Origin of the sequence: Carnimonas bestiolae, from assembly GCF_051251145.1 — a bacterium.
Taxonomy (GTDB): domain Bacteria; phylum Pseudomonadota; class Gammaproteobacteria; order Pseudomonadales; family Halomonadaceae; genus Carnimonas; species Carnimonas bestiolae.
Window position 1 is genome coordinate 71,058 of record NZ_JBPCZK010000010.1, and the last position, 22,939, is coordinate 93,996.

Sequence of the window (22,939 nt, forward strand, 5' to 3'; positions counted from 1 at the left end):
TTTTTGAGACAGGAATCAAGCCATGGGTATGTCACAACGCTTTCGCGATAAAACGGTACTGATTACCGGCGGCGGTGGCGATATTGGGCGGGTAATCGCAGCGCGTCTGGCGCAGGAAGGGGCCACCATTGCGCTGCTGGATATCGATCAGAACAAGCTGGATAGCGCGGTTGCCTGGCTGAGCGATCAGGGGGCCGAGGTGGCTGGCTTCAGTGCTGATATCACCGATGTGAAGGCGGTGGAGCAGGCGTTAGCCAAGGTGATCGAGCGCTTTGGCAGTGTTGAGCTGTTGTTCAATAACGCGGGCTATCAGGGTGCTTTTCAGCCGCTGCATCACTATCCCGCCGATGACTTCGCGCGCGTCATCAATATCAACGTCGTGGGCGCCTTCAACGTATTGAGGGTGGTCAGCCAGCACATGGTGGAAAGGCAATTTGGGCGCATTGTGAATACCGCCAGCATGGCGGGCGTATCGGGCACGCCCAATATGGCCGGGTATTCAGCGTCGAAGTTTGCGGTAGTCGGACTTACCGAAACGGCCGCAAAGGATCTTGCTCCCTATAACATTCGCGTTAATGCCATTAGCCCAGGTTTCATGGGCCCCGGTTTTATGTGGGAGCGCCAGGTAGAGCTGCAGGCCAAGGCGGATTCCCAGTACTACTCGACGGACCCCGACGAGGTAGCCAAGCAAATGATCAACAGCACGCCGATGCGTCGCTACGGTGCGCTGGAGGAGATCGCTGGTTCGGTGGCTTTTCTGATGAGCGACGATGCCAGCTATATCACCGGTATCAATATCCCTATTGCCGGCGGCTAGCAGTGGCGCCGTTTCGTCGTGGTTTTCTTGCATTTGGATCAGCCGAAATGAATACAGAGCATGCGCAGGTAGAACCGTCCGCTAGACGCATTATTCTCGCCATCATTCTGATAGCAGCGCTAGGCGGCATGCTATACGGCTACGATACCGGGATTATCTCGTCCGCACTGCTGTCGATCAGCGACGACTTCCAACTAACCGATTTCGGTAAGGAAGCGGTCACCAGCGCCATTTTGGTCGGCGGCATTGTAGGGGCGTTTGTTAGCGGCCCGATATCCGACCGCATTGGGCGAAAGCGTACGATATTGCTGGTGGCGCTGCTGTTCTGCGCTGGCGGCGTGTTAACCAGTATCGTGACCGATACGCTGTCGATGATTCTGGCACGCTTCTTTTTAGGGCTAGCGGTGGGCGCGATTACCCAAATCATGCCGGTCTATATTGCCGAACTGTCGCCAGCCGCTATCCGCGGCGGCTCGGTGGTGCTGTTTCAGGTAATGATTGCGGTAGGGCAGTTGCTCTCCTACGTGATCGGCTACCTGATTGCAGGGCACTGGCGAATCATGTTTCTGCTGGCGATTATTCCCGGTCTAGCGCTGTTTATTGGCATGTTGCGCTTGCCCGAAAGCCCGCGCTGGCTGGTATCGGGAGGCAACAAGCAGGCTGCGCTGAAGATCTTGCAGCGTGTGCGTGGCAACGACACCCTCGCTCAGCAGGAGCTAGACACCATCAGCCAGGTGAATCACAACGAGCAGGGCAGTTGGCGCGATTTGCGCACCCCTTGGGTGAGACCAGCGCTGGTGGCGGCGATTGGCATCGCGATTCTATGTCAGTTGACCGGTATTAATGCGGTTATCTATTACGCGCCCACCATTCTGCGTGATGCAGGCTTCACCACCAACGCATCGCTGCTCGCCACTATCGGCGTGGGCGTGGTGTTGACGGTGGTTACGCTGCTGGGGTCTTGGCTGGTCGACAAGATCGGTCGGCGCAAGCTGATGGTGCTGTTTATTCCGGTCTCGATTGTCGCGCTGGTGGTGCTGGGCGCCTGCTTTGTCGGCGGCAACCCTGAGGGATCCGAGAAGTGGATAGCGGTAGCCGCCATGCTGGCCTATATCGCCTTCAATGGCGGTAGCTTGTCGGTGATTATCTGGCTGATTAACTCGGAGGTCATCCCGCTGTTCGTGCGCGGCAAGGGCACTGGACTGGCATCGGTATCGCTGTGGACCGCCGATCTGCTGGTAACGCTCTCGACGCTCAGCCTGATAAGCACCTTTGGCGCAGCCGCCACCTTCTGGGGTTACGCCGTTATCTCGCTGTTTGCCTTCATCTTCGTGCTGCTATGCGTGCCGGAAACCAAAGGCAGAACCTTGGAAGAAATCGAAGCCTCGCTGCGCAATGGTACGTTCAGGCCGACTCAGCGGGGTGGTTAGAAGGTTTCGCGTTGGTTAAGAAGGGCAGGCGAAGCCTGCCCTTTATTTGTCAGAGCACGCGGCGTCTCAACTTGGCGCTGCTATCTTTCCGCAAGGCAGGACGGTAATGCGGAGTGCGCATCGCGGGGCAGCATGTATGTTTGTCGAAGGGAGCAGCGCTACGTTAACTACTCATCCACACGGCGCTGCGTTAGGCGAGCCGCGGCCTCCTCAAACTCAACTTCCAGCGCACTGACAATCTCGCCAAGCGGTTGGCATTGCTGAATGCTGCCGACGCCCTGACCCGCGCCCAGTACGTCTTTCCATACTTTTACGCCGCTATCGCCGAGACTTAGCGACTCAGGTGCTTGGTCGGGCAACGCATCCGGATCGAGTCCGCTGTCGCGAATGCTGGCGGCAAGATAGTTGCCGGGCACGCCCGTGAATAGCGGGGTATACACAATGTCGGCGGCCTGCGCCTCTATTAGCATGCGTCGATAGCGCTCGTCGGTGTGCGCTTCATTGGCCGCTAAGAAGCGGGTGCCCATATAGGCAAAGTCGGCGCCCATGGCTTGCGCGGCGACGATATCGCCGCCATGGGAAATGGCGCCGGCAAGCGCCAGAGGCCCGGAATAGAAGGTGCGCACTTCATTCACTAGCGCGAAGGGACTGAGGCGTCCGCCGTGGCCGCCCGCGCCCGCGCTCACCAGAATCAGCCCATCGACACCCGCCTTGATAGCGCGCTGCGCGTGGCGCACGGTCGTCACGTCATGCAGTACGCTACCGCCGTAACTATGGACGGCTTCGACGACCTTATCCGGAGCGTGCAGGCTGGTGATCACCAAGCGTACGCGGTGGCGCACCAGCGTGGCGAGATCGGCTTCGAGCCGTTGATTGGACGGATGAACAATCAGATTGACCGCGAAGGGCGCGACTTGCTGATCGGGATGGCGCTGCTGATAGTCCGCTAAAGCGGCCTGAATATCGCTAAGCCACTGATCCAGCTGCTCGGCGGGGCGGGCATTCAGGGCGGGGAAGCTGCCCACGATACCGCTGGTGCACTGGGCGATCACCAGCGCTGGCTGCGACACGATAAACATGGGAGCGCTGATAACGGGTAAACGCAGTTGATCACGAAGTTGCTGCAGCGACATGGCAGACGCCCTTTGCGATGGCCAGAGTCTGAGTTTAGTAACAGATGCTGGAACGCGCGCTTAGACCAAAGCCCGACGCCGCTGATATCGGTGCGCGTGAGTCACCTTGCGGCATGATATGGCCACGTAAAACTTGCCCGCACCCGCACCCGCACCCGCACCCGCACCCGCACCCTCCGTTAACGCGCGGGCTACCTACCCAAAAGCAGTGAACTGCACTGCCGTCCGGCGCTATGCACATCCCAGCGTGCGCAGTACCTGCGGTAGCTCGCGCACATGCTTGATGCGGTGAATGTTGTCAGCCAGCGTGCGCGGTTCGTCGAATAGATCAATCCATACCGCTTGCATGCCGAGGGCGGCGGCGGGCTCTACGTCGCTGGTCCATGAGTCGCCGACGTGCATGGCATGTTCCGGCGCGATATCGCCTAGCGCTTTCAAGGCATGCAAGAAGATGCCGTGATCGGGCTTGGGCATGCCCAGTTCGCCTGCCTTGAACATCACGTCGAAATGTTTGGCGAGCGGCAATCGATTAACGTCAACGTTGCCGTTAGTGATCACGGCCAACCGATAGTGTGGCGCTAGCGTCGCCAATAGCCCCTCTACTTCAGGGTAGGGAGTCACCAGGTGGCGCAGCTCCAGCATTTGTTCCGTGGCGCGTTGGGCGAGCTGGGCTGCTTCGGCGTCATTCAGGCCGTGCTCCTTCAGTACCTGATAGATCACCTGCTCGCGCACATAGGTCACGTCACCACGGCGCGGCGTATTCATTAGTTCAGCACCTAGCTGCTGGCGTCGCTGCTGCATTTCGGCGATTCCGGTCTGAAGTGGTCGCCCCACTTCACGCTCTAGCCATAGCGCCATCTCACGCTCGAGATGCTCCATAACCGGCACGTTGTCCCACAGGGTATCGTCGATATCGAAGGTAATGGCGTCGAGTCGCATGGGCGCTCCATAGAGAGAAGATAATGATGGTATCGCGGCAAAGCGCGATCACAGCGACGGTGTTGAGCCGTAAGCGAAGGCGTTGGGATTATGCCGCGCGCTACTGAAGCGGTGCAGTTGATGTCGTTGTGCGGCTAACAGCGCTACTTCTTGCGCGCCTTCACGCGGCCATCACCGGGACGCAGTTGCAGGAAAATCAGCGCCGCCAGCATGGCCATGCCGCCAACGCAGATAAAGGTGGCGGCGAATGCGCTTAACGTCTGCTGCGCATCGTCGTGGGTAAACACGTTCAACAGCGCCGCAGAACTGCTTACGCCCATACCGATCGACATCTGCATCACCACGGCCAGCAAGCCGTTGCCACTGGCCGCATTGTCGCCCTGTAGATCAATCAGCGTCAGGGTATTCATCGCGGTGAACTGCAGCGAATTCACCACGCCCAACACGAACAGATGCCCCATAATTAGCCAGTGTGGCGTTGCAGGGCTGAGCAGCGCCAGACTCATGATCAGCAGGCCTAGCAGCAGCGTGTTGATGACCAGCGTGCGCTTGTAGCCTAGCCGCACCAACGTGGGTTGGGCCAGCGGCTTGGCGACAATCGCGCCCAGCGTAACGCCGATCATCAGCATGCCTGCGGTAGCAGGCGACAGCGATAGCCCCACCTGAAGCACCAGCGGTATCAGAAAAGGCAGTGCGCCATTGCCCAGTCTGGCAAAAATGTTGCCGAGAATGCCCACGCTGAAGGTGCGAATGGCGAACAGCGACGGGGCAAACAGCGGCGCCTCGACCTTCATCGAACGCACCCAGTAGGTGATCAGGCTGGCAACTCCGAGCACGAGGATCAGTAGTACCGTAGTGATGCTCAGGTGCAGGTCGGAGAGCCCTTCCAAACTAAGCGAAATGGCCAGCATCGAGAACGAAAACAGCAGGAATCCGAGGGTGTCGAAGCGCTGAGGATGCTCACGCTGGAAATCAGGCACCATCCTCCATGCGACGATCGCTCCGACAATCCCGACCGGAAGATTGATCAGAAATATCCAGTGCCACGACAGCGCTTCGACCAGCCAGCCGCCCAGGGTAGGGCCGATCAGCGGGCCGACCAGTGCCGGCATGGTGACGAAACTTAGCACCCGCACGAGTTGAGCGCGCGGGTAGGCGCGCAGAACCACCAAGCGTCCTACCGGCACCATCAGCGCGCCGCCTATGCCTTGCACGATGCGTGAGATAACCAGCAGGGTTAGCGTCGGTGATAGTGCGCAAAGCAGTGACCCTAACGTGAACAGTGCAATCGCCAAGGGGAAGATGTGCCGTGCACCAAAGCGGTCCGATACCCATCCAGACACCGGAATTAATGCGGCCACGGTAAGCAGATACGCAATGACCACGGCCTGCATTTGCAGTGGGTGCTGGTGCAGATCGACAGCCATTTGCGGCAGTGCCACATTGACGATGGTGCCATCCAGCCCCTGCATGAAGAAGGCGGAAGCAATCAGCCACGGTAGTAGTTTCGCCAAGCGTGGGCTCAGCGTGGGCTGCGCTGTACTGTTAAGCGGGGCCACGTGAGATTACTCGCGATGGCGCCGATGGGCGCGGGGGTGGGCGTTGTCGTAGGTTTCAGCCAAATGCTGCCAGTCGAGGCGGGTATAGATTTGGGTGGTGCTCAAGTGCGCGTGGCCGAGCAACTCCTGTACCGCGCGCAGATCGTGGCTTGATTCCAGCAGATGGCTGGCGAACGAGTGGCGCAGTCGGTGTGGATGCAGATGCTCGGGCAGGCCTCGCTCGCTGGCACTTTTGGCAAGCCGCAGCTCCACTGCCCGCGCTCCCAGCCGGCCTCCACGCAAACCCACGAAAAGGGCACTATCGGAAGGTGCAGCCAGTTCGGGGCGGCTTTTTAGCCACTCGGCAAGCGCTGCCTGGGCACGTCTGCCGACCGGCAGCTGCCGTGGCTTGTTGCCTTTCCCGATTACCCGCACGCGCTGCCCATCGTAGTCTTGCAGGTCAAGACCGGTCAGCTCGCTCAAGCGCAGGCCCGACGAGTACAGCAGTTCGAGCATCGCTTGATCGCGAATGCCGAGCGGCGAGCCATCGTGGGGTTGGTCGAGAAAGCGCGCCACCATATCGACATCAATCGGGCGCGGCAGATGGCGGCTGGGCTTGGGTGTATCCACCAGCTTGGCGGGGTTGCTGGTAATGTGACCCTGTTCGAGCAGCCAGTCGCCAAAGCGACGCAGCGCCGCCTGCCGTCGCGCGATGGTGCGGCCGGCAAGCCCGCGTGCGCGCTCGTTACCCAGATAGCGGCGCACCACCGCAATAGAGAACCACTGCCAGCCATTCTCTTCGACATCGCCCTGCTGCTCGACAAAATCGATGAAGGTTGCCAAGTCACGACGATAGGCATCGACCGTCGCGGCACTGTGGCGCTGGGCCAGTCGTGTGACGAAGCGGTCGATATCGGCGCGCTGGTGATGGAGCGCTAAGGGCTGGCTCATCTCGTTCTCCAAAAGACGCTATCGCTGTGGGCGCTTAGCAACGGGCGGAAGCTGCGAGCTTAGCCCTGGCCGCTGTGCTAACGGGGGCTACAGCCCTGGCTATTGCTCAATCGAGGTGCCGGAGCTAACGGCCGCGGGAGAAGTGCGGTGCTGGGTGCGCTGAATGGCATGCAGCAAGCGACCGACAACTTCGCCTAGATAATCGATGAACAGTGTATCTTGGGTGGCGCTGAAGCGCTCGGGCTGCGAGGACGCCAGCACCAGATAGCCGCTGTGATGACCGATAGCGAGTCGCGTGATCGCGGCTGATCCCTGGTGCTGGGAAGGCGCTTCGATGGTCGGCAGCAGGCTGGCCCAATGTGCTTGGCTAAGCGGTTTGCAGCGGCAGTGGCGTCCTTCCAGCAAACGCGACAGTAAATTGGTGCGCGGTTCGTCGAGCCGGTACTGGGGAGGCTGCGGCTGGGCGTCTTCTTCGAAGGTGCGCCATAGCGCTAGACCGGCTATATCGAAGCGCTCTGATAGCTGGTCGGCCAGCGTTTGCAGCAGCGCATCCTCGCTGTGCTCGCCTTCTAACAGTGCGAGTATCAGTTGGCGCAGCTGACGATATTGCGCTTCGGTATCACGCGCCGCGCTGAGCAGTCCGCGCAGACGCTCCTCGACACTGGTACAGCGTTGACGCGCGACCGCCAGCTGTCGCTCCAACAGCGACACTGCGCCTCGGCTAGCGTCGGGATGCGGCACCTTGAGCTTCTCTAGCAGTTCGTCGCGACCGACAAAAAACTCGGGATTCGCCAACAGCCATGCGGCGATATTTTCTTCGTTCAATGCGGAGGAAGAATCTGATTGGCTCATAGCTCAAGCTTACCTTCGAAGACAGTGACAGCCGGGCCTGTCATGTACAGGTGGTGTCCCTCGCCGGCCCATTCGATACGCAGAGGGCCGCCGCGTAGTTCGACCTTAACGCGCTGGTCGAGCAGCCCGCGCTGAATGCCAGACACCACTGCGGCGCAGGCGCCAGTACCACAGGCCTGGGTTTCGCCCACGCCGCGCTCAAAGACGCGCAAGCGAATGTGAGTACGGTTGTTGACTTGCATGAACCCAACATTGACCCGCTGAGGGAAGCTGGGGTGCCGCTCCAGCGCTGGCCCAATCTGCTCCACCGCTGCGCTATCGACGTCTTTTACTTGCAGCACCGCGTGCGGATTACCCATCGAGACGACGCCAAATTCAACATTGGCGAGCGCTTCGGGCAGTGCCTCGAGATGCAGCTGATGCAGCGGTTGGCGCTCACCGCTGGTGCTATTAAACGGCACCCGCGATGCGTCGAGAATCGGCTCGCCCATATCGACCCTAATATTGCCGTCGTCAGCGATATGCAGCGCTAATGGCCCCGCGCCCGTTTCAACGTGAATGTCGTGTTTGGCGATAAGCTGCTGATCGCGCACAAAGCGGGCGAAGCAGCGCGCGCCGTTACCGCAGTTTTCCACTTCGCCGCCGTCAGCGTTAAAAATGCGGTAGCGAAAATCCATATCGGGCTTGGTGGGGGGCTCGACCAGCAGCAGTTGATCGAAGCCAACGCCTTCATGACGATTGGCGAGCTGGCGAATCTGCTCATGACTCAAGCGCGCGCGCTGAGTAACCAGATCGATCACCATAAAGTCGTTGCCAAGACCGTGCATTTTGCTGAAGCGGAGCTGCATAAGTTATTGGGCCTCTCCGTCAGGGAGCAAGTGTTCACCGGCCCACAGCTGGGCAAGCGGCTCGCGCTCGCGGATCACATGCAGGCGATCGCCGTCGACCATGATTTCTGGCGGGCGTGGGCGCGTGTTGTAGTTCGACGCCATGGTGAAGGAGTAAGCCCCCGCTGAGCCGACCGCCAGCAAGTCCTGCGCCGCCAGCGCAAGCTCACGATCCTTGCCGAGGAAGTCGCCGGATTCGCACACTGGGCCAACAATATCGTAGCTAGCGTGCTGACGTGGCTCGCCGTTATCGCGCTCATCGACTCGCTCAATTCGCATCCAGGCGCCGTACAGCGAAGGGCGAATCAGATCGTTCATGGCGGCATCCACCAGCGCGAAATGCTTGTCTTCGGTAGGCTTGAGGAATTCCACGCGCGTCAGCAGCACCCCCGCATTCGCCGCAATCGAGCGCCCCGGTTCGACAATCAGCTCAAGCGTCGCCGCCTTGGGATACTGCGCTAAATGCTGGCGTACGGCAGCAATATAGTGCTGCGGTGAAGGCGGTGTTTCACCCTGGTAATCGACGCCCAGGCCGCCGCCTAAATCGAGGTGATGAAGCGTAATGCCATGCTCGCCTAGTTGGTCGATCAACGCGACCACGCGATCCAACGCATCGAGGAAGGGCGCGATATCGGTGAGCTGAGAGCCGATGTGGCAATCGACGCCGACAATGTTCAGGTGCTCGGCGCTGTTGGCCCATAAGTAGGCTTCCAATGCCTCATCGATGGCAATGCCGAACTTGTTTTCCTTCAGCCCAGTGGAGATGTAGGGATGGGTACCCGCATCGACATCCGGATTGACGCGAATCGAAACAGGGGCCTGTACGCCTAGCGATCCGGCAATGCGATCAAGCGCTGCCAGCTCTGCCAGTGATTCGACGTTGAAGCATTTGATGCCTACCTGCAGCGCGCGAACCAGTTCGGCTTCGCTCTTGGCAACGCCAGAAAAGACCACCTTGGCAGGATCACCGCCCGCTGCCAGTACGCGCTCGAGCTCGCCTCCCGATACGATATCGAAGCCTGCGCCCAGCCTGGACAGCAGGTCGATGACCGCGAGATTCGAGTTGCTCTTCAGCGCGAAGCACACCAAGTGCGGGTGATCCGCCAGCGCGTCTTGATAGGCCAGGAAATGGCTGCTGAACGCCGCCTTGGAATAGACGTAGCAGGGCGTGCCGAAGCGCGCCGCTGCGTCAGTCAGCGGTACGTCCTCGGCATGCAGAACGCCATCACGGCGAGTAAAAAACGGCTGCATTAATCACTTCCTGCGGCGTTATCGGGTGAAGCAGGCGCGGTCGGTGCGGTACCGCCAGTGTTGGCGCGATACGGCGTAAACTGCACGTTGTTCCAGCGCGCGCCACCGCGGTTGGTGGCTGGTTGAGCCGGCGCAGGCTGCGGTGCTGGCGCGGCTGATTCGCTGGCATCGGGCTGGGCGGCAGGCTGTGGCTGTGCAGCAGGCTGGGCCGGGCGCGGTTTGGGCTGCGCTGGCGTGGTTTGAGGTTTCTCCTCGCTTGCAGCGCTCGCCGCTGCGCCACCCGCTGCTGCCGCACCGCTTGCTGCAGCAGGCGCGGCGGCAGTGTTGGAGTGCGCGTTTGCAGTAGCGGCGGCATCAGCTTCGTGCTGCTGCTCGTCGGCAGACTGGTTGAGGGCCTGGCGCTGTTCCGGCGTTAGATTTTTTAGCGATTTGTCTGCCCCCAGCGACTGCTCGGGCGCTGAGTTGTCGTCGCTGGACTGTTCGTCGTCGGGCTCCGGCGTAATCGGCGGCGCTGCTCCAGCGGTGTCACTGTTGCCGTCATCGTCGGGCAGTGCAGCGCTTGAGCTGCTGCCATTATCGCTGGCAGGCGAGCCAATCGGCGTGGGGCCGCTGTCGCTCTCATCGCTGGGGCGCGGCTGTTCCGCACTGGATGATTGGGGCTGTTCCGCACTGGACTGCTGCGGTTGCGACTGGTCGTCGGAAGGCGAGGACTCAGCATTCTGCTGCTGGTTGTCCTTGTCGTCCAAACCATACGCATTGCCTGGATCGTAGCGCTCGCGGGCCGCTTGATCGTCGGGCATATACAGCGGGCCGGTTTGGCCACAGCCTGCCAGCAGGGTGAGTAATGCGGCGGCGGCGAGTCGAGTGTTGCGGGCGCTCATGCAGAAGTCTCCGTGCGATGGGCAGACTGAAGGGTTTTCAAGGCGTCGCGGGCACGCTGGACCGCTGCACGCACCTGATCGGGTGCCGTGCCGCCAATATGGTTTCGTGCAGCGACTGAGCCTTCAAGGCTAAGCACATCGAAGACGTCCTGCTCAATTACATCGGAAAACTGCTGAAGTTCATCGAGGCGCAGCTCCGACAGATCGCGCTGCTGCTCGATGCCATAGGCAACCGATTTACCGACGATTTCATGGGCGTCGCGGAAAGCAACGCCTTTGCATACCAGATAATCCGCTAGATCGGTAGCGGTGGAGTAGCCACGGCGTGCAGCCTCAAACATGTTGTCGCGCTTGGCCTCAATGGCCGGCACCATATCGGCGAAGGCGCGCAGGCAGCCCTTTACGGTATCAATGGTATCGAACAGCGGTTCCTTGTCTTCCTGATTGTCCTTGTTGTAGGCCAACGGCTGCGATTTCATCAGCGTTAGCAGGCTCATCAGGTGACCATAGACGCGGCCGGTCTTGCCACGCACCAGTTCAGGCACGTCGGGGTTTTTCTTCTGCGGCATAATCGAAGAGCCGGTGCAGAAACGGTCGGGCAACTCGACGAAATCGAACTGCGAACTGGCCCACAGCACCAGTTCCTCGCTCATGCGTGATAAATGCATGCCCAACAGGCTGGCGAAGGCGGTAAATTCGATCGCGAAATCGCGGTCGCTGACCGAATCAAGCGAGTTTTCGGTAGGACGTTCGAATTCCAGCAGCTCAGCCACCAGATGGCGGTCGATCGGGTAAGTAGTGCCCGCCAGTGCGGCGGCGCCAAGCGGAAGCACGTTGACGCGTTTGCGGCAGTCGGCCAGACGCTCCTGATCGCGCGCGACCATCTCCTGCCACGCTAATAGATGATGGCCAAAGGTGACCGGCTGCGCTGCCTGAAGGTGAGTGAAGCCAGGCATGATGGTGTCGGCTTCCTGATAGGCTAGCTCAACCAGCCCCTGCCGAAGCCGCGTGAGCTCAGCATTAATGACATCGATCTCGTCGCGCACGTACAGACGGATGTCGGTGGCAATCTGATCGTTGCGTGAACGTCCGGTGTGCAGCTTCTTGCCGACATTACCGATGCGTTCAATCAGGCGCGCTTCAACGTTCATGTGGATATCTTCAAGCGCTACCGACCATTCGATGTTTCCGCGCCCAATATCTTCCCGAATCGCTTCGAGGCCATCGATAATGGCGCTCTTTTCTGCATCGGTCAGCACGCCAACGCGGTTGAGCATGGTGGCGTGAGCAATCGAGCCGCGAATGTCCTGCTGATAGAGCCGCTTGTCGAAATCGATCGAAGCGGTGAAGGCCGCTACAAAAGCATCGGTAGGCTCACTAAAGCGTCCACCCCACGATTGGTTGGTGGTAGTGGCAGAGCTGTTATTAGAGGTATCGGGTGATGACATCTGTTAATTGGGCCCCTGAATAAACGCGTCGAATGTGCCGAATGGTGGCTGATGAATGGATGTTAACGCATGCGTTGAAACACCAGTTTGTCGCGAGTGTACCAGACTCGCAGCGCCATTGCCGTGTCGCCGTTGGGATGCGCAAAGCGGGCGTTGCTTGATGGCACATTCCTCGCTATCTCGAGAAGCAAGGGCCGCTGTGGCGCTCTGATCGACACGATAAGCCTTCCCAATCAGTTGATGCGTCGGAAGCTGCTGTCAACAATGATATAATCCCTTCTATTATGCTCAACAGAAAGGCTCGGTAGGGGTACTCCGAGTGCTAACAAGGGTGGATTTACCGTGTCTGGAAGCCGAGACGTGTTACGTATTGCAACGCGACGCAGCCCGCTGGCCATGTGGCAGGCTGAGCACGTCAAAGCGCGTTTGGAAGCGTTGCACGGTGTGACCGTGGAGCTCGTGTCGATGACGACACGGGGTGATCGTATTCTCGATGCGCCGCTGGCGAAGGTGGGGGGCAAAGGGCTCTTCGTTAAAGAGCTGGAGCAAGCGCTATTGGATGGGCGCGCCGATCTGGCGGTTCACTCAATGAAAGATGTGCCCATGCACTTTCCCGAGGGGCTGGGGCTCGAGGCCATTCTTGAGCGCGCATCGCCCACCGATGCTTTTGTTTCCAATCATTTCAACTCGCTGGCCGAGCTGCCGCGTGGAGCTCATGTAGGCACCTCCAGCTTGCGCCGCCAACTGCAGTTGCTTGAGCTGCGTCCCGACCTGATTATCAGCAGCTTGCGGGGCAGCGTTCAAACACGCCTGGGCAAGCTTGATAGCGGCCATTTCGATGCCATTGTGCTGGCCACCTCTGGGCTAACCCGCCTGGGCATGGCCGAGCGTATTGCCGAACGTGTTGCCCCTGAATTAATGCTGCCTGCCTGCGGACAGGGCGCGCTGGGTATCGAGTGTCGTCAAGACGACGATCGCGTGCTGGCAATGATCAAGCCCTTGATCGATTTCACTTCAGATGCCTGCGTGCGCGCGGAGCGTGCCATGAACACGCGCCTGGAAGGCGGCTGTCAGGTGCCCATCGGCGGTTATGCGGTGCTCGAGGATGGCGGCAGTACGCTGTGGCTGCGGGCGCTGGTAGGGTCGCCCGACGGTGCAACGGTGCTGCGTCAGGAAGCGCGCGGCCCTGCCAGTAACCCGCAAGCGCTGGGCGTTCAGGTGGCGGAAGGTTTATTGGCGCAAGGCGCGGGCGAAATCCTTGCCAGCGTCTATAGTGAAGACCAGTAAGGGAGCGCAGCAATGCACGCCGGCGTGCCGAAGCGAGTGCTGATTGCGCGCCCCGGTGCCCGCCAGCAGGCGTTGCAACGGGCATTGGAGCGCTATGGCCTGCTTCCTTGCGATCTGAATATCATGCGGCTCGAGCCACTGCCGATTGATCGCGCGCAGCGTCAGGCACTATATATGATGCCGGTAGATGCGTTACTCTGCGTGAGTCCGTTTACCGTTGAGTGTCTGCGTCGCTGGCTGGCGCCGCTGCCCGAGTGGGGCGCATCGGCGACATTGATTGCCACCGGGGCCAGCACCCAGCAAACGTTGGCGCAGGCGTTTGCGCAGCCCGTTGAGCGCGTTCTAGCGCCTCAAGCCAGTGCCAAGGCTGCCAGCGAGGGCGTGCTAGCGTTGGACGCGCTGCGCGAAATACGGGATAAGCGTATTGTGTTGGCACGCGGTGAAGGGGGAAGGCGCTTGATTAGCACCACCTTACGCGAGCGTGGTGCGCACCTGATAGAGTTGCCACTTTACCGGCGACTGCTCGATGCGCCATCCGCTGAGTTACAGCAGGTGCTGAGCGGTGGCGATTATCTGGCGCTGGTGATTACCAGCAACGAACAGCTTGATCATATAGTGCAATGGTGTAGTACCAAATCGTTCGGGCAAGCTGTAGTGGTGTCGAGCGAAAGACTAATGAATAAAGCCATTGCCGCAGGATTTCAGCGGGTTTTGCGCGCGCAGGACGCGACCCCGGTTTCTTTGGCGCAGTGCTGCGCCAGCGTAATAAATAACAGTAATATGCATGGTGGGCACAGGACGCCCTGACACCTTGGTTTCGGGAGAAGGCAAGCGACTTATGAGTAAAAAAGAAGAGCATAATAAGGGTTCCGGGGTTGAGCTTCCCTCCTCATCAGCCGAAACATCGGCGAATGCGGATAACAGTTCCTCTGAGCCAAAAGATGCGCACGATCAAAGTCACGTGAAGTCATCTTCTACCGGTGATTCAGAAAAAGGCGCCAAAGGCGGGCGCGACAGTACCTCTGCGTCTTCGGCAGCAACGGCTGACGATAGCAAGGACAGCGTCAAAGCAGACAAGCCCGCGCCGTCTACATCGACAACCTCAAGCGCAAGCAGCGCCTCCACCGCGAAAGGGGCCGATGCTGCTACGTCCAAGGGTGCCGCTTCTACGCCTGCCGGAGCTGCTGCTGCCGCTGCATCCAAGAGTGATAACGCATCGGCGTCCAAAAGCACGTCGACTTCCGCGTCGAGTAATAGCAGCACCAAGACATCCAGCGGTGGCGCCGACAAGCGCGGCGGCGGCGCTCAACCGCCGAAGAAGAGAGGCGGTACACCGCAATGGCTGATTGTGCTGCTGGCGGTATTGCTGGTGCTAGTGTTGGTTGGCCTCGGCTGGAACTTGCAGCGCATCAACGATCAGCACGATCGCGTCGATCAGCTGTCTCAGCAGGTCAAGTCGCTAAGTGGCGAAGGTCAGCAGCGTATTCAGCAAGCCTTGAGCGATAGCCAGCAGAGCACCGACTCGCTGGATCAGCGCCTGGGTGAGAACGAACAGACCATCAAGCACGTGCTGGATGAGCTGAATCGTCATCAGCAAACTGATTCTCGCGAGTGGACTTACGCAGAAGTGGAATACCTGCTGCGTATTGCCAATCAGCGTCTGGGGCTTGAGCGCGACATCGATGGCGCTCAGAAGCTGCTGCATACTGCTGACGAACGTTTGGCTTCGACGGGCAATCCGGCGTTTGTTCCGGTGCGCCGCGCCATCAGCGATGAGCTGAGCGAATTGGACAGCGTGGCTAACGTTGATCGCGAGGGCATCTACCTGCAGTTGGCATCCGCGCAGCAGCAGTTCGATAAGCTGCCGCTGGCGCAGGACACCGAAGCGCTCAAGGCCAAGGCTGAAAGCAGCGACGAATTCTCGGGTAACTGGCGTCAGCAGTTGGGTCGCCTTGGCGATCAGCTGAAGGATCTGGTGACCGTACGTCATCACGACCAGCCGCTTGAAGCGCTGATTACGCCCCAGCAGGAAGGCTATCTGCGCGAGAACGTTCGGTTGCAGCTTGAGCAGGCGCAGTTGGCGCTATTGCGTCAGGATCCGAAAATCTTCAAGAGCAGTCTTGAGCAGGCCGCCTCGCTGGTCGACAAGTACTATCGCAGCGACGACAGCGGTGTGCAGAAAGCGCTGCAACACCTGAAAGAGCTTTCTGAGGTGCAGGTTCGCCCCGACATTCCTGATATCAGCGGTTCGCTTGAGCAACTGCGGGAAACCCTCTCTCGTCGAAGCTCTGCGGCCGACGCTGAACAGGGGGAGTGATCCATGCGCAAACTGATCCTCTTTATTGTCATCGCACTGGCGGTTGGTGCGCTGTTCGGTCAATTGATGATCTCGGTGCCCGGCTATTGGCTGGTGCGCGTCGGCGACACCTCGATCCAAACCTCGTTCTGGTTTGGTCTGGTGATCATCATCGTGGCGACGCTGGTGCTCTACTTCCTGCTGCGATTGCTGTGGAGCATGCGCAGGCCGTTTCAGCGCATCAAGTCGTGGAACCGCCGCACTCGCCATCGCCAGGCGCTAAAAAGAACCGTTAGCGGGCTGGTAGAGCTAGCCGAAGGGCGCTGGCGTCATGCAGAGAAGGTGCTGACGCGGGCGGCTGACGATTCTTCAGTGCCGCTGGTGAACTACCTGTCCGCTGCCATTGCAGCGCACTATCAGGGGCGCTTCGATCAAGCCGATGAGCTGCTGCGCGATGCCCGCGTAAGCACCGACGGCGCCGATAGTGCCATTGGTCTGATTGAAGCTCAGCTGCTGCTGGATCGTGGCAAGCGTGAGCAGGCTCTGGCGGTGCTGTCGCGGCTAGAGAAAGAAACGCCGGATCATCCGCAGGTACTTCGACTGCTCAAGCGTGGCTACGTCGATGTGCGCGATTGGGAAGGGGTTCGTACCATTCTGCCGCGCCTCAAGCGCTTCGCGCTGATCGATGAGCAGGAAACGCTCGAGCTTGAGAAAACCGTCTACCGCGAGCTGTTCAAGCAAGCGCCGGCATTCGGTGCCAGTACCGAGATCAGCAGTATCAGCAATCGCACCGTGTCGGAGCTCGAGCGTGTCGAAGAGCTTTGGCGTGATATGCCGGACTATCTGCGCAGCGATCCCGATATGCTGCTGCTGTACTCGTCCGCGCTGGAGCACAACGAGCGCGCCGAACAAGCGGAGCAGCTGTTGCGCAAGACGCTCGACCATCATTGGCATGCTGGGCTGGTGCTGCGCTACGGGCTGCTCGATGTCAATGCGCAGAAGCAGCTCAAGCACGCCGAGCAGTGGCTGTCACAGCATCCCAACGATGCCGACTTGCAGCTAACGCTGGGGCGCTTATCGCTGCGCAACAATTACTGGGGCAAGGCTCAGCAGTATTTCGAGAGCAGTAATACCCAGCGTCCTAGTGGTACTGCCAGCGCCGAGTTGGCACGCTTGTATGCCAGCATGGGCGAAACCAACAAAAGCCAGCTGTTCTACAAGCGTAGTGCCGAGCTGCTTGATCGCGCGCTGCCTGAGCTGCCGCAGCCTTCGCAGGCGCGCTGATCAGCGGGTGCAAAGTGAACAAGCCGCTTCCATCGGAAGCGGCTTTTTTATGGCTGCGGCCAGTATGACGGCGTGTTCCCTAAGCTCTGCGCGTTAGCGCCAACGCGGAGGCCATTTCGCAAGGCACCGTTGGCTGCACGCCATCATTGCCGTTTGGCTCGCGTCGCTGCGTTGTTCTCTGGATAATGGTGGGTGCTCCGGCAAATAGTCACGTTGCTGCACTGCGGTGCCGGATGGTCATCGTCATTTCGAGGGTGATTGGTTTATCGCGTGAGAATAGCCAGTTCCGCGCAATTTACAGGCTGGGCGCGGCTGCGTCTTTCTTCTTCTCGCCAGCAAGAGGCTCTATACATGCGTTTTTCTAAAGCGTTATCGCGCATCAAACCATCCGCCAGTATTGCCGCTAGCCAGCGCGCCCGCGAGCTTAGGGCGGAAGGGCGCGACATTATCGCGCTGTCGGCGGGAGAGCCTGATTTCGATACGCCTGATCACATCAAACAGGCGGCCGAACGCGCGATGGCGGAAGGCAAGACCAAGTATCCGCCAGTGTCGGGAATTGCCGAATTGCGTGAAGCCATTGTTGCCAAGTTCAAACGCGATAACCATTTGGACTACAGCACTCGCGAGGTGATGGTATCGAACGGCGGCAAGCAAGTGATTGTGAATGCGCTGCTTGCCACCGTGGATGAAGGCGATGAAGTCATCATTCCGGCACCTTACTGGGTGTCGTATCCCGAGATGGTGAATTTGTGCGGTGGCACGCCGGTCATCGTCAAAAGCAGCGCCGAGAATGGCTTCAAGCTTACCGGTGAGCAGCTCGAGGCCGCCATCACGCCCAACACCAAGTGGCTGATGTTCAATTCGCCCTGTAATCCTTCCGGCGCGGTGTATTCACGTGAGGAAATCAAGGCGCTGACCGACGTGCTGCTAGCACATCCGCAGGTCGGCATTATCAGCGACGATATCTACGAGCACCTGGTATACGGCGACACACGGTTTGCCACGCCTGTCGAGGTCGAGCCACGCTTGAGAGAGCGCGTGCTGGTGGTCAATGGGCTGTCGAAGGCCTATGCCATGACCGGCTGGCGCGTCGGGTTCGCGGCCGGCCCTGAAGCGCTGATCAAAGCGATGGACAAGATTCAGGGGCAGGTTACCTCAGGTGTGAATACCATTGCGCAGTGGGCGGCGGTTGAAGCGCTGAACGGACCGCAGCAATTTATTGGCGAATGGCAGCAGATATTCCAGCAGCGGCGCGAGTTGGTGGTCAGCATGCTAAACGATGCGGAAGGTATCGAGTGTCAGGTACCCGAGGGCGCCTTCTACGCCTATCCCAGCTGTGCGGCGCTGATAGGCCGTACAACGGCGCAAGGGCAGCGCATCGAGACGGACGAAGATTTCACCCGTGCACTGCTTGAGCAGGAAGGTGTCGCGCTGGTGCATGGCGGTGCCTTTGGATTGTCGCCCAACTTTCGCGTCTCCTACGCCGCCTCAGAGGACGATCTGCGCCATGCTTGCGAGCGCATTCAGCGTTTTTGTGCATCGCTGTCGTGATGACATCCAGGTGACGATGGCGTGGATCGATACATCGAACGTAGAAAATAATGCGCATATGTTTTAGCGTGCATATCGCGATGACTATACTCGCGTTATCTGCTGAACGGCTGTTCAGCGCTGTGTTGGCGGTTTAGCACGACGCAGTGTGCATTTCAGACAATAAAGAGCCTGGTTGGCATACGGCCGGCGACGGTGTGCGCTTGCAGGGCATGTCGCTGCGAGCTGTGTGCTGTGTTGCAGAGCGTGGCCGACGATTCCATCAGGTCACAACAAACGCTGCTGTTTTGGACGTTTGCGCGCTCAAGATAGCCCGTGCATAACAATGTTGAGGAGCTTGCGATGTCCTTGCCGCTTTTGGCGCTGGCAATGGCCGCGTTTGGGATTGGCACGACCGAACTGGTCATTATGGGGCTACTGACCGACGTAGCGAATAACCTGTCAGTCAGTGTTCCCGCAGCAGGCATGCTGATCTCAGGGTATGCCATGGGCGTGGTAGTGGGCGGTCCGATTCTGGCGCTGATTACTTCGCGCTGGCAGCGCAAACGGACGCTGATTCTGCTGATGTCGATCTTCCTGATCGGCAACATCGCTTGTGCCATCTCAGAAAGCTATACCCAACTGATGATTGCGCGCGTGATTACCGCACTTTCCCATGGTGCCTTCTTCGGCATTGCGTCGGTGACGGCCGCTGGTATGGTGCCGCCTGAAAAGCGCGGGCAGGCCATTGCGATGGTGTTTGCCGGGCTGACCATTGCCAACGTGCTGGGCGTGCCGATGGGTACCGCCATTGGTCAGGCACTGGGCTGGCGCATGGCGTTCTGGGGCGTGGCGCTGCTGGGCGTGGTCGCGCTGGTAGGACTGTGGCGCTGGATGCCTTCGCGTTTGCCGCTATCAAAAGGCTCGATGCTGTCGGAATTTGTGGTGCTCAAGCAGCCGCAGGTAAGCATTGGGCTTGGCATGAGCGTGCTCGCGTCCACGGCGATGTTTATCACGCTGGCCTACTTCACGCCGATTCTTGAGAAGTTTACCGGCGTGCATGGCGTGGGTATCACGCTGATGTTCCTGCTGTATGGGGTGGGAATGACCATCGGCAGTTGGCTGGGTGGCAAGCTGGGGTCGCATCCGCTGGTGCCCACGCTAATCAAGCTGATGATCGCTAACTTTATCGTGCTGCTGGTGCTGACGTTCTGCCTGCACTCGATATGGACCATGGTGCCGGCGGTTATTCTGTGGGGCGCGATTACCTTCTCGCCGAATCCGCTGTTTCAGCTGCTGGTGGTGGATCGTGCCGCTGATGCGCCTAACCTGGCCTCCACGCTGAACCAGAGCGCGTTCAATCTGGGTAACGCGCTGGGGGCATGGCTGGGCGGTGTAGTCATTAGCGTTGGCGTGCGGGAAGACTTCCTGCCCTTGGCGAGCCTTGCCATCATGGCAATTCTGTTTGTGGTAGCGCTGGCATCGCGCCGCCTGTTCGCCGATGTGACCGATATCGCGCCTGCTGAAGAAGCGCCAGCTCCGCCGCCGGCTGATATACCGATTGCGGTCGATAACGGCGTCGTGCGCAATGCCCACAAGGGTGAGCATCCCAGCGATCTGGAGCAATCGGCACCGGCTGACATGACCTTCGATCCGAAAACGCTGATCGCGATGCTGCGAGGGCCGCAGATTGCCGCTAACGCTGACACCATCGACGACGATGCGTCATCGCCCGACCAGGGCAGTGGTGAGCCTCGACACAATAGCGAAGAGCATGACGATAAGGGCGACGACGAGCGCTAGCCGAGCGACTTTTTTCGCCGTACTCACTAAAACGGGAAGCCTTGCGGCTTCCCGTTTTGTATTGCAGACGATGCGCTAGGGCTGATAGTCAAACGTAAGCGTTTGGGTATCTTCTACGTGGGCGCCAATATGCAGCTCGAAGCGGCCTGCTTCACAGCGCCAGCGAAGATCGCTGCCGATGAATCCTAGTTGCTCGGCGCGGATAACGAAGCTGATGCGCTCACGCGCACCGGCGGCAATCTCGATTCGTTGAAAATCGATCAGTTCGCGTATCGGGCGGCTGATGCTCGCAACCGGATCGCGCAGGTAGAGCTGGACCACTTCCACACCGTCGCGCTCGCCGGTATTGGTTAGCTCGATACTCAGGGTCAGCTGATCGTCAGGGCCAGTAAGCGTTGGCTTATCAAGCTGCGGCGTTGCGTAATCGACGTGGGTATAGCTCAAGCCGTAGCCGAAGGGATAGAGCGGCGTATTGGGGCTATCGATATATTTCGACGAATAGCGTGGATCGGGATTCTCTCTAAACACCGGTCGACCGGTGGGCAATTGCCCGTAGTAGAGCGGCAGCTGGCCTTCGTTGCGCGGGAAGCTCATCGGTAATCGCGCACAGGGAGAAACGTCGCCGAGCAGCAGATCCACCAGTGCCTCGGCGCCCTCACTGCCAGGCCACCAGCCGTGCAGCAGCGCTGCCGATTGACCGGTCAGAGCGGCGGTAAGCTCGCTGAGCACTAACGGGCGGCCGCTTAGCGTTACCACCACCGTGGGCGTGCCGCTGGCGAGAATCGCCAGGGCCAATGCCAACTGCTGCCCCGGTAGGCCTAAATCGGTGCGACTGGCCGCTTCACCGCTCATGGGTTCTTTCTCGCCAACGACCACTACCGCGACGTCAGCCTGCTGCGCCGTGGTCACAGCCTCCGCTATTTCACGCTGTCGCGACGCGGTGTCGTCGATATCGATCGGCACGCCTGCGTGATAGCAAACCTTAGCACCGCTCAGGCGATCTTGTAGCGCTGCAAGAAGGGTACGGGCATCCTGTGCCTGCCCATTGCCATGCCACGGGCCAAGCAGATCGGCACGGCTGTCGGCCAATTCGCCTATCACGGCAAGGCGCTGGGGAGCGGGGGAAAGCGGCAGCAGATCGTTGTTTTCAAGCAGCACCATCGATTGCTGCGCCATTTCGCGTGCCTTGCGGCGATGCGCGGGGGCCAGCAGCGCGGCCGCTTCGCGTGCTTCATCGCAATAGCGGTAGGGGTCCTCGAACAGCCCCAGCACATCCTTCAGCATCAGAACGCGCAGCGTGGCTTCATCGATACGTGCCGCGCTAACGTCATCGGCTTCTACCAATTCGGCTAGATGGTCGAGGAAATAGCCGTCTTGCATATCCATGTCGACACCCGCGTTTACCGCTAGACGGGCGGCATCGCGCGGGTCGGCGGCCACGCCGTGCTCAAGCAGCTCCATAATGGCGGTGTAGTCGGTCACGACAAGACCGCGGAACTGCCACTCGTCGCGCAGAATCTGGCGCAGCAGCAGGGCATTGCAGCTGGCAGGCACACCATCGACGGTGTTGAACGATGTCATTACCGACGCCACCCCAGCGTTCACCGCGGCCTGATGGGGCGGTAGGTGCACGCTGCGCATGACACGCTCGGAGAGTTCGACGCTGTTGTAATCGCGCCCGGCTTCCGCCGCGCCATAGCCGGCGTAGTGCTTGACGCACGCTGCCACGCTGTCGAGCGCCCTGGGATCGTGGCCCTGATAGCCGCGCACCTGAGCGCTGGCCATGCGACTGCTTAGCAGCGGATCTTCGCCAGCACCTTCCATCACACGCCCCCAGCGCGCATCGCGGGAGACATCCACCATCGGCGCAAAGGCCCAATGAATACCAGCGGCGGCCGCTTCTGTGGCAGCGACCCGCGCCGCTGCTTCTACGCCCTCAGGATGCCAGCTCGACGCCATCGCTAGGGGAATCGGGAAGATGGTGCGAAAGCCGTGCACCACGTCATAGCCAAACAACAGCGGAATGCCCAAGCGGCTTTCGTTTACCGCAAGGGACTGTAACTGACGCGTGAAGTCGGCATCGAAGGCGTTGAAGATTGAGCCGACACGCCCCTCGCGAATATCGTCTTGATAGCCTTCGCGGATGGAAGGCCCCGTGGTATCGCGGTCGCTGGTGAATTGCGACATCTGGCCGACTTTTTCGGCCAGCGTCATGCGTGCCAGCAGCGCACGGCAGCGCTGTTCAGCCGCAGCGTAGTCGCGTTCGTCGAGATTGAAAAAGCGAGCGGGAGTAGCGGAAGGAGAAGCCATTGATAGCGCCTATGCAGTGAATACGATGTCCGCAAAGAGCGGTAGCAGAGCCGGCTTGGCAGCGCGCGAGGGCTTTGTGTCTGCAAGCCATGTAAAGCGGTGTGTTCGTTGTGCGCGTTGGACAGCAATATGCCCAGTAATGATCGAGCGAATCTGGTTGTCTAAAACGGTGCCAAAGGAGCTACGATATTGCCTGCCGCCTGCCGCCTGCCGCCTGCCGCCTGCCGCCTGCCGCCTGCCGCCTGCCGCCTGCCGCCTGCCGCCTGCCGCCTGCCGCCTGCCGCCTGCCGCCTGCCGCCTGC

The 22,939-nt window shown here is 59.9% G+C and carries 18 protein-coding genes; 8 read left to right on the forward strand and 10 right to left on the reverse strand.

Annotated features, from left to right (window positions below; translation table 11 throughout):
• The first annotated feature begins 22 nt into the window (after nt 1–22).
• Together R84865_RS11570 and R84865_RS11575 are read left to right on the forward strand one after the other, a co-directional pair.
• The gene (locus R84865_RS11570; RefSeq protein WP_435639752.1) at nt 23–817 is read left to right on the forward strand and encodes an SDR family NAD(P)-dependent oxidoreductase; all 795 of its coding nucleotides are present in this window, start codon (nt 23–25) and stop codon (nt 815–817) included.
• Between the two features lie 47 nt (nt 818–864).
• On the forward strand, nt 865–2,247 hold the full coding sequence (locus R84865_RS11575; RefSeq protein ID WP_435639753.1) for a sugar porter family MFS transporter: 1,383 nt from the start codon (nt 865–867) through the stop codon (nt 2,245–2,247).
• Nucleotides 2,248–2,414: 167 nt separating this feature from the next.
• Here R84865_RS11575 and R84865_RS11580 read toward each other — a convergent pair whose 3' ends face one another.
• The 9 genes from R84865_RS11580 to argH all read right to left on the reverse strand — a co-directional run bounded on the left by R84865_RS11580 (nt 2,415) and on the right by argH (nt 12,127).
• Nucleotides 2,415–3,380, reverse strand: coding sequence for an NAD(P)H-dependent flavin oxidoreductase (locus tag R84865_RS11580; RefSeq protein WP_435639754.1), 966 nt, complete (start codon nt 3,378–3,380; stop codon nt 2,415–2,417).
• Nucleotides 3,381–3,611: 231 nt separating this feature from the next.
• Entirely contained in the window at nt 3,612–4,319 is a 708-nt protein-coding gene (locus R84865_RS11585) for an HAD family hydrolase (RefSeq protein ID WP_435639755.1), read from the reverse strand.
• Between the two features lie 143 nt (nt 4,320–4,462).
• The gene (gene mdtD, locus R84865_RS11590; protein WP_435639756.1) at nt 4,463–5,833 is read right to left on the reverse strand and encodes a multidrug transporter subunit MdtD; all 1,371 of its coding nucleotides are present in this window, start codon (nt 5,831–5,833) and stop codon (nt 4,463–4,465) included.
• A gap of 51 nt (nt 5,834–5,884) precedes the next feature.
• On the reverse strand, nt 5,885–6,808 hold the full coding sequence (locus tag R84865_RS11595; RefSeq protein ID WP_435639757.1) for a tyrosine recombinase XerC: 924 nt from the start codon (nt 6,806–6,808) through the stop codon (nt 5,885–5,887).
• A gap of 99 nt (nt 6,809–6,907) precedes the next feature.
• Nucleotides 6,908–7,660 carry a DUF484 family protein gene (locus R84865_RS11600; protein WP_435637975.1) on the reverse strand — a complete coding sequence of 251 codons (753 nt, stop codon included), beginning with the start codon at nt 7,658–7,660 and terminating at the stop codon, nt 6,908–6,910.
• Nucleotides 7,657–8,508, reverse strand: a complete 852-nt coding sequence (gene dapF, locus R84865_RS11605) for a diaminopimelate epimerase (protein WP_435639758.1) — start codon at nt 8,506–8,508, stop codon at nt 7,657–7,659. Before dapF ends, R84865_RS11600 begins: the two co-directional genes overlap by 4 nt.
• A 3-nt stretch (nt 8,509–8,511) precedes the next feature.
• Entirely contained in the window at nt 8,512–9,798 is a 1,287-nt protein-coding gene (gene lysA / locus R84865_RS11610) for a diaminopimelate decarboxylase (protein WP_435639759.1), read from the reverse strand.
• Nucleotides 9,798–10,679, reverse strand: coding sequence for an LPS translocon maturation chaperone LptM (gene lptM, locus R84865_RS11615; protein WP_435639760.1), 882 nt, complete (start codon nt 10,677–10,679; stop codon nt 9,798–9,800). Before lptM ends, lysA begins: the two co-directional genes overlap by 1 nt.
• A complete protein-coding gene (gene argH, locus R84865_RS11620; protein WP_435639761.1) occupies nt 10,676–12,127 on the reverse strand; it encodes an argininosuccinate lyase in 1,452 nt (483 codons plus the stop codon). Before argH ends, lptM begins: the two co-directional genes overlap by 4 nt.
• 342 nt (nt 12,128–12,469) lie before the next feature.
• On the opposite strand from argH, the gene hemC reads away from it, so the two are divergent.
• The 6 genes from hemC to R84865_RS11650 all read left to right on the forward strand — a co-directional run bounded on the left by hemC (nt 12,470) and on the right by R84865_RS11650 (nt 20,327).
• A complete protein-coding gene (hemC, locus tag R84865_RS11625; RefSeq protein ID WP_435639762.1) occupies nt 12,470–13,414 on the forward strand; it encodes a hydroxymethylbilane synthase in 945 nt (314 codons plus the stop codon).
• A gap of 12 nt (nt 13,415–13,426) precedes the next feature.
• The gene (locus R84865_RS11630) at nt 13,427–14,221 is read left to right on the forward strand and encodes a uroporphyrinogen-III synthase (RefSeq protein WP_435633134.1); all 795 of its coding nucleotides are present in this window, start codon (nt 13,427–13,429) and stop codon (nt 14,219–14,221) included.
• A 31-nt stretch (nt 14,222–14,252) separates the two neighbouring features.
• Nucleotides 14,253–15,731 carry a uroporphyrinogen-III C-methyltransferase gene (locus R84865_RS11635; protein ID WP_435639763.1) on the forward strand — a complete coding sequence of 493 codons (1,479 nt, stop codon included), beginning with the start codon at nt 14,253–14,255 and terminating at the stop codon, nt 15,729–15,731.
• A gap of 3 nt (nt 15,732–15,734) precedes the next feature.
• Nucleotides 15,735–16,994: a heme biosynthesis HemY N-terminal domain-containing protein gene (locus R84865_RS11640; RefSeq protein ID WP_435633132.1), complete on the forward strand. Its 1,260-nt coding sequence runs from the start codon at nt 15,735–15,737 to the stop codon at nt 16,992–16,994.
• Between the two features lie 351 nt (nt 16,995–17,345).
• Nucleotides 17,346–18,545, forward strand: a complete 1,200-nt coding sequence (locus R84865_RS11645; protein WP_435633131.1) for a pyridoxal phosphate-dependent aminotransferase — start codon at nt 17,346–17,348, stop codon at nt 18,543–18,545.
• Nucleotides 18,546–18,887: 342 nt separating this feature from the next.
• Nucleotides 18,888–20,327, forward strand: a complete 1,440-nt coding sequence (locus tag R84865_RS11650; protein ID WP_435633130.1) for an MFS transporter — start codon at nt 18,888–18,890, stop codon at nt 20,325–20,327.
• A gap of 75 nt (nt 20,328–20,402) precedes the next feature.
• Here R84865_RS11650 and bglX read toward each other — a convergent pair whose 3' ends face one another.
• Nucleotides 20,403–22,637 carry a beta-glucosidase BglX gene (gene bglX / locus R84865_RS11655; protein ID WP_435639764.1) on the reverse strand — a complete coding sequence of 745 codons (2,235 nt, stop codon included), beginning with the start codon at nt 22,635–22,637 and terminating at the stop codon, nt 20,403–20,405.
• Nucleotides 22,638–22,939: the final 302 nt, after the last annotated feature.

What these genes read in the sequence shown, in the direction of transcription:
- R84865_RS11570 (WP_435639752.1), top strand. Translation starts at nt 23, where the DNA reads ATGGGTATGTCACAACGCTTTCGCGATAAAACGGTACTGATTACCGGC.
- R84865_RS11575 (WP_435639753.1), top strand. Translation starts at nt 865, where the DNA reads ATGAATACAGAGCATGCGCAGGTAGAACCGTCCGCTAGACGCATTATT.
- R84865_RS11580 (WP_435639754.1), bottom strand. Translation starts at nt 3,380, where the DNA reads ATGTCGCTGCAGCAACTTCGTGATCAACTGCGTTTACCCGTTATCAGC.
- R84865_RS11585 (WP_435639755.1), bottom strand. Translation starts at nt 4,319, where the DNA reads ATGCGACTCGACGCCATTACCTTCGATATCGACGATACCCTGTGGGAC.
- R84865_RS11595 (WP_435639757.1), bottom strand. Translation starts at nt 6,808, where the DNA reads ATGAGCCAGCCCTTAGCGCTCCATCACCAGCGCGCCGATATCGACCGC.
- R84865_RS11600 (WP_435637975.1), bottom strand. Translation starts at nt 7,660, where the DNA reads ATGAGCCAATCAGATTCTTCCTCCGCATTGAACGAAGAAAATATCGCC.
- dapF (WP_435639758.1), bottom strand. Translation starts at nt 8,508, where the DNA reads ATGCAGCTCCGCTTCAGCAAAATGCACGGTCTTGGCAACGACTTTATG.
- lysA (WP_435639759.1), bottom strand. Translation starts at nt 9,798, where the DNA reads ATGCAGCCGTTTTTTACTCGCCGTGATGGCGTTCTGCATGCCGAGGAC.
- lptM (WP_435639760.1), bottom strand. Translation starts at nt 10,679, where the DNA reads ATGAGCGCCCGCAACACTCGACTCGCCGCCGCCGCATTACTCACCCTG.
- argH (WP_435639761.1), bottom strand. Translation starts at nt 12,127, where the DNA reads ATGTCATCACCCGATACCTCTAATAACAGCTCTGCCACTACCACCAAC.
- R84865_RS11630 (WP_435633134.1), top strand. Translation starts at nt 13,427, where the DNA reads ATGCACGCCGGCGTGCCGAAGCGAGTGCTGATTGCGCGCCCCGGTGCC.
- R84865_RS11635 (WP_435639763.1), top strand. Translation starts at nt 14,253, where the DNA reads ATGAGTAAAAAAGAAGAGCATAATAAGGGTTCCGGGGTTGAGCTTCCC.
- R84865_RS11640 (WP_435633132.1), top strand. Translation starts at nt 15,735, where the DNA reads ATGCGCAAACTGATCCTCTTTATTGTCATCGCACTGGCGGTTGGTGCG.
- R84865_RS11645 (WP_435633131.1), top strand. Translation starts at nt 17,346, where the DNA reads ATGCGTTTTTCTAAAGCGTTATCGCGCATCAAACCATCCGCCAGTATT.
- R84865_RS11650 (WP_435633130.1), top strand. Translation starts at nt 18,888, where the DNA reads ATGTCCTTGCCGCTTTTGGCGCTGGCAATGGCCGCGTTTGGGATTGGC.
- bglX (WP_435639764.1), bottom strand. Translation starts at nt 22,637, where the DNA reads ATGGCTTCTCCTTCCGCTACTCCCGCTCGCTTTTTCAATCTCGACGAA.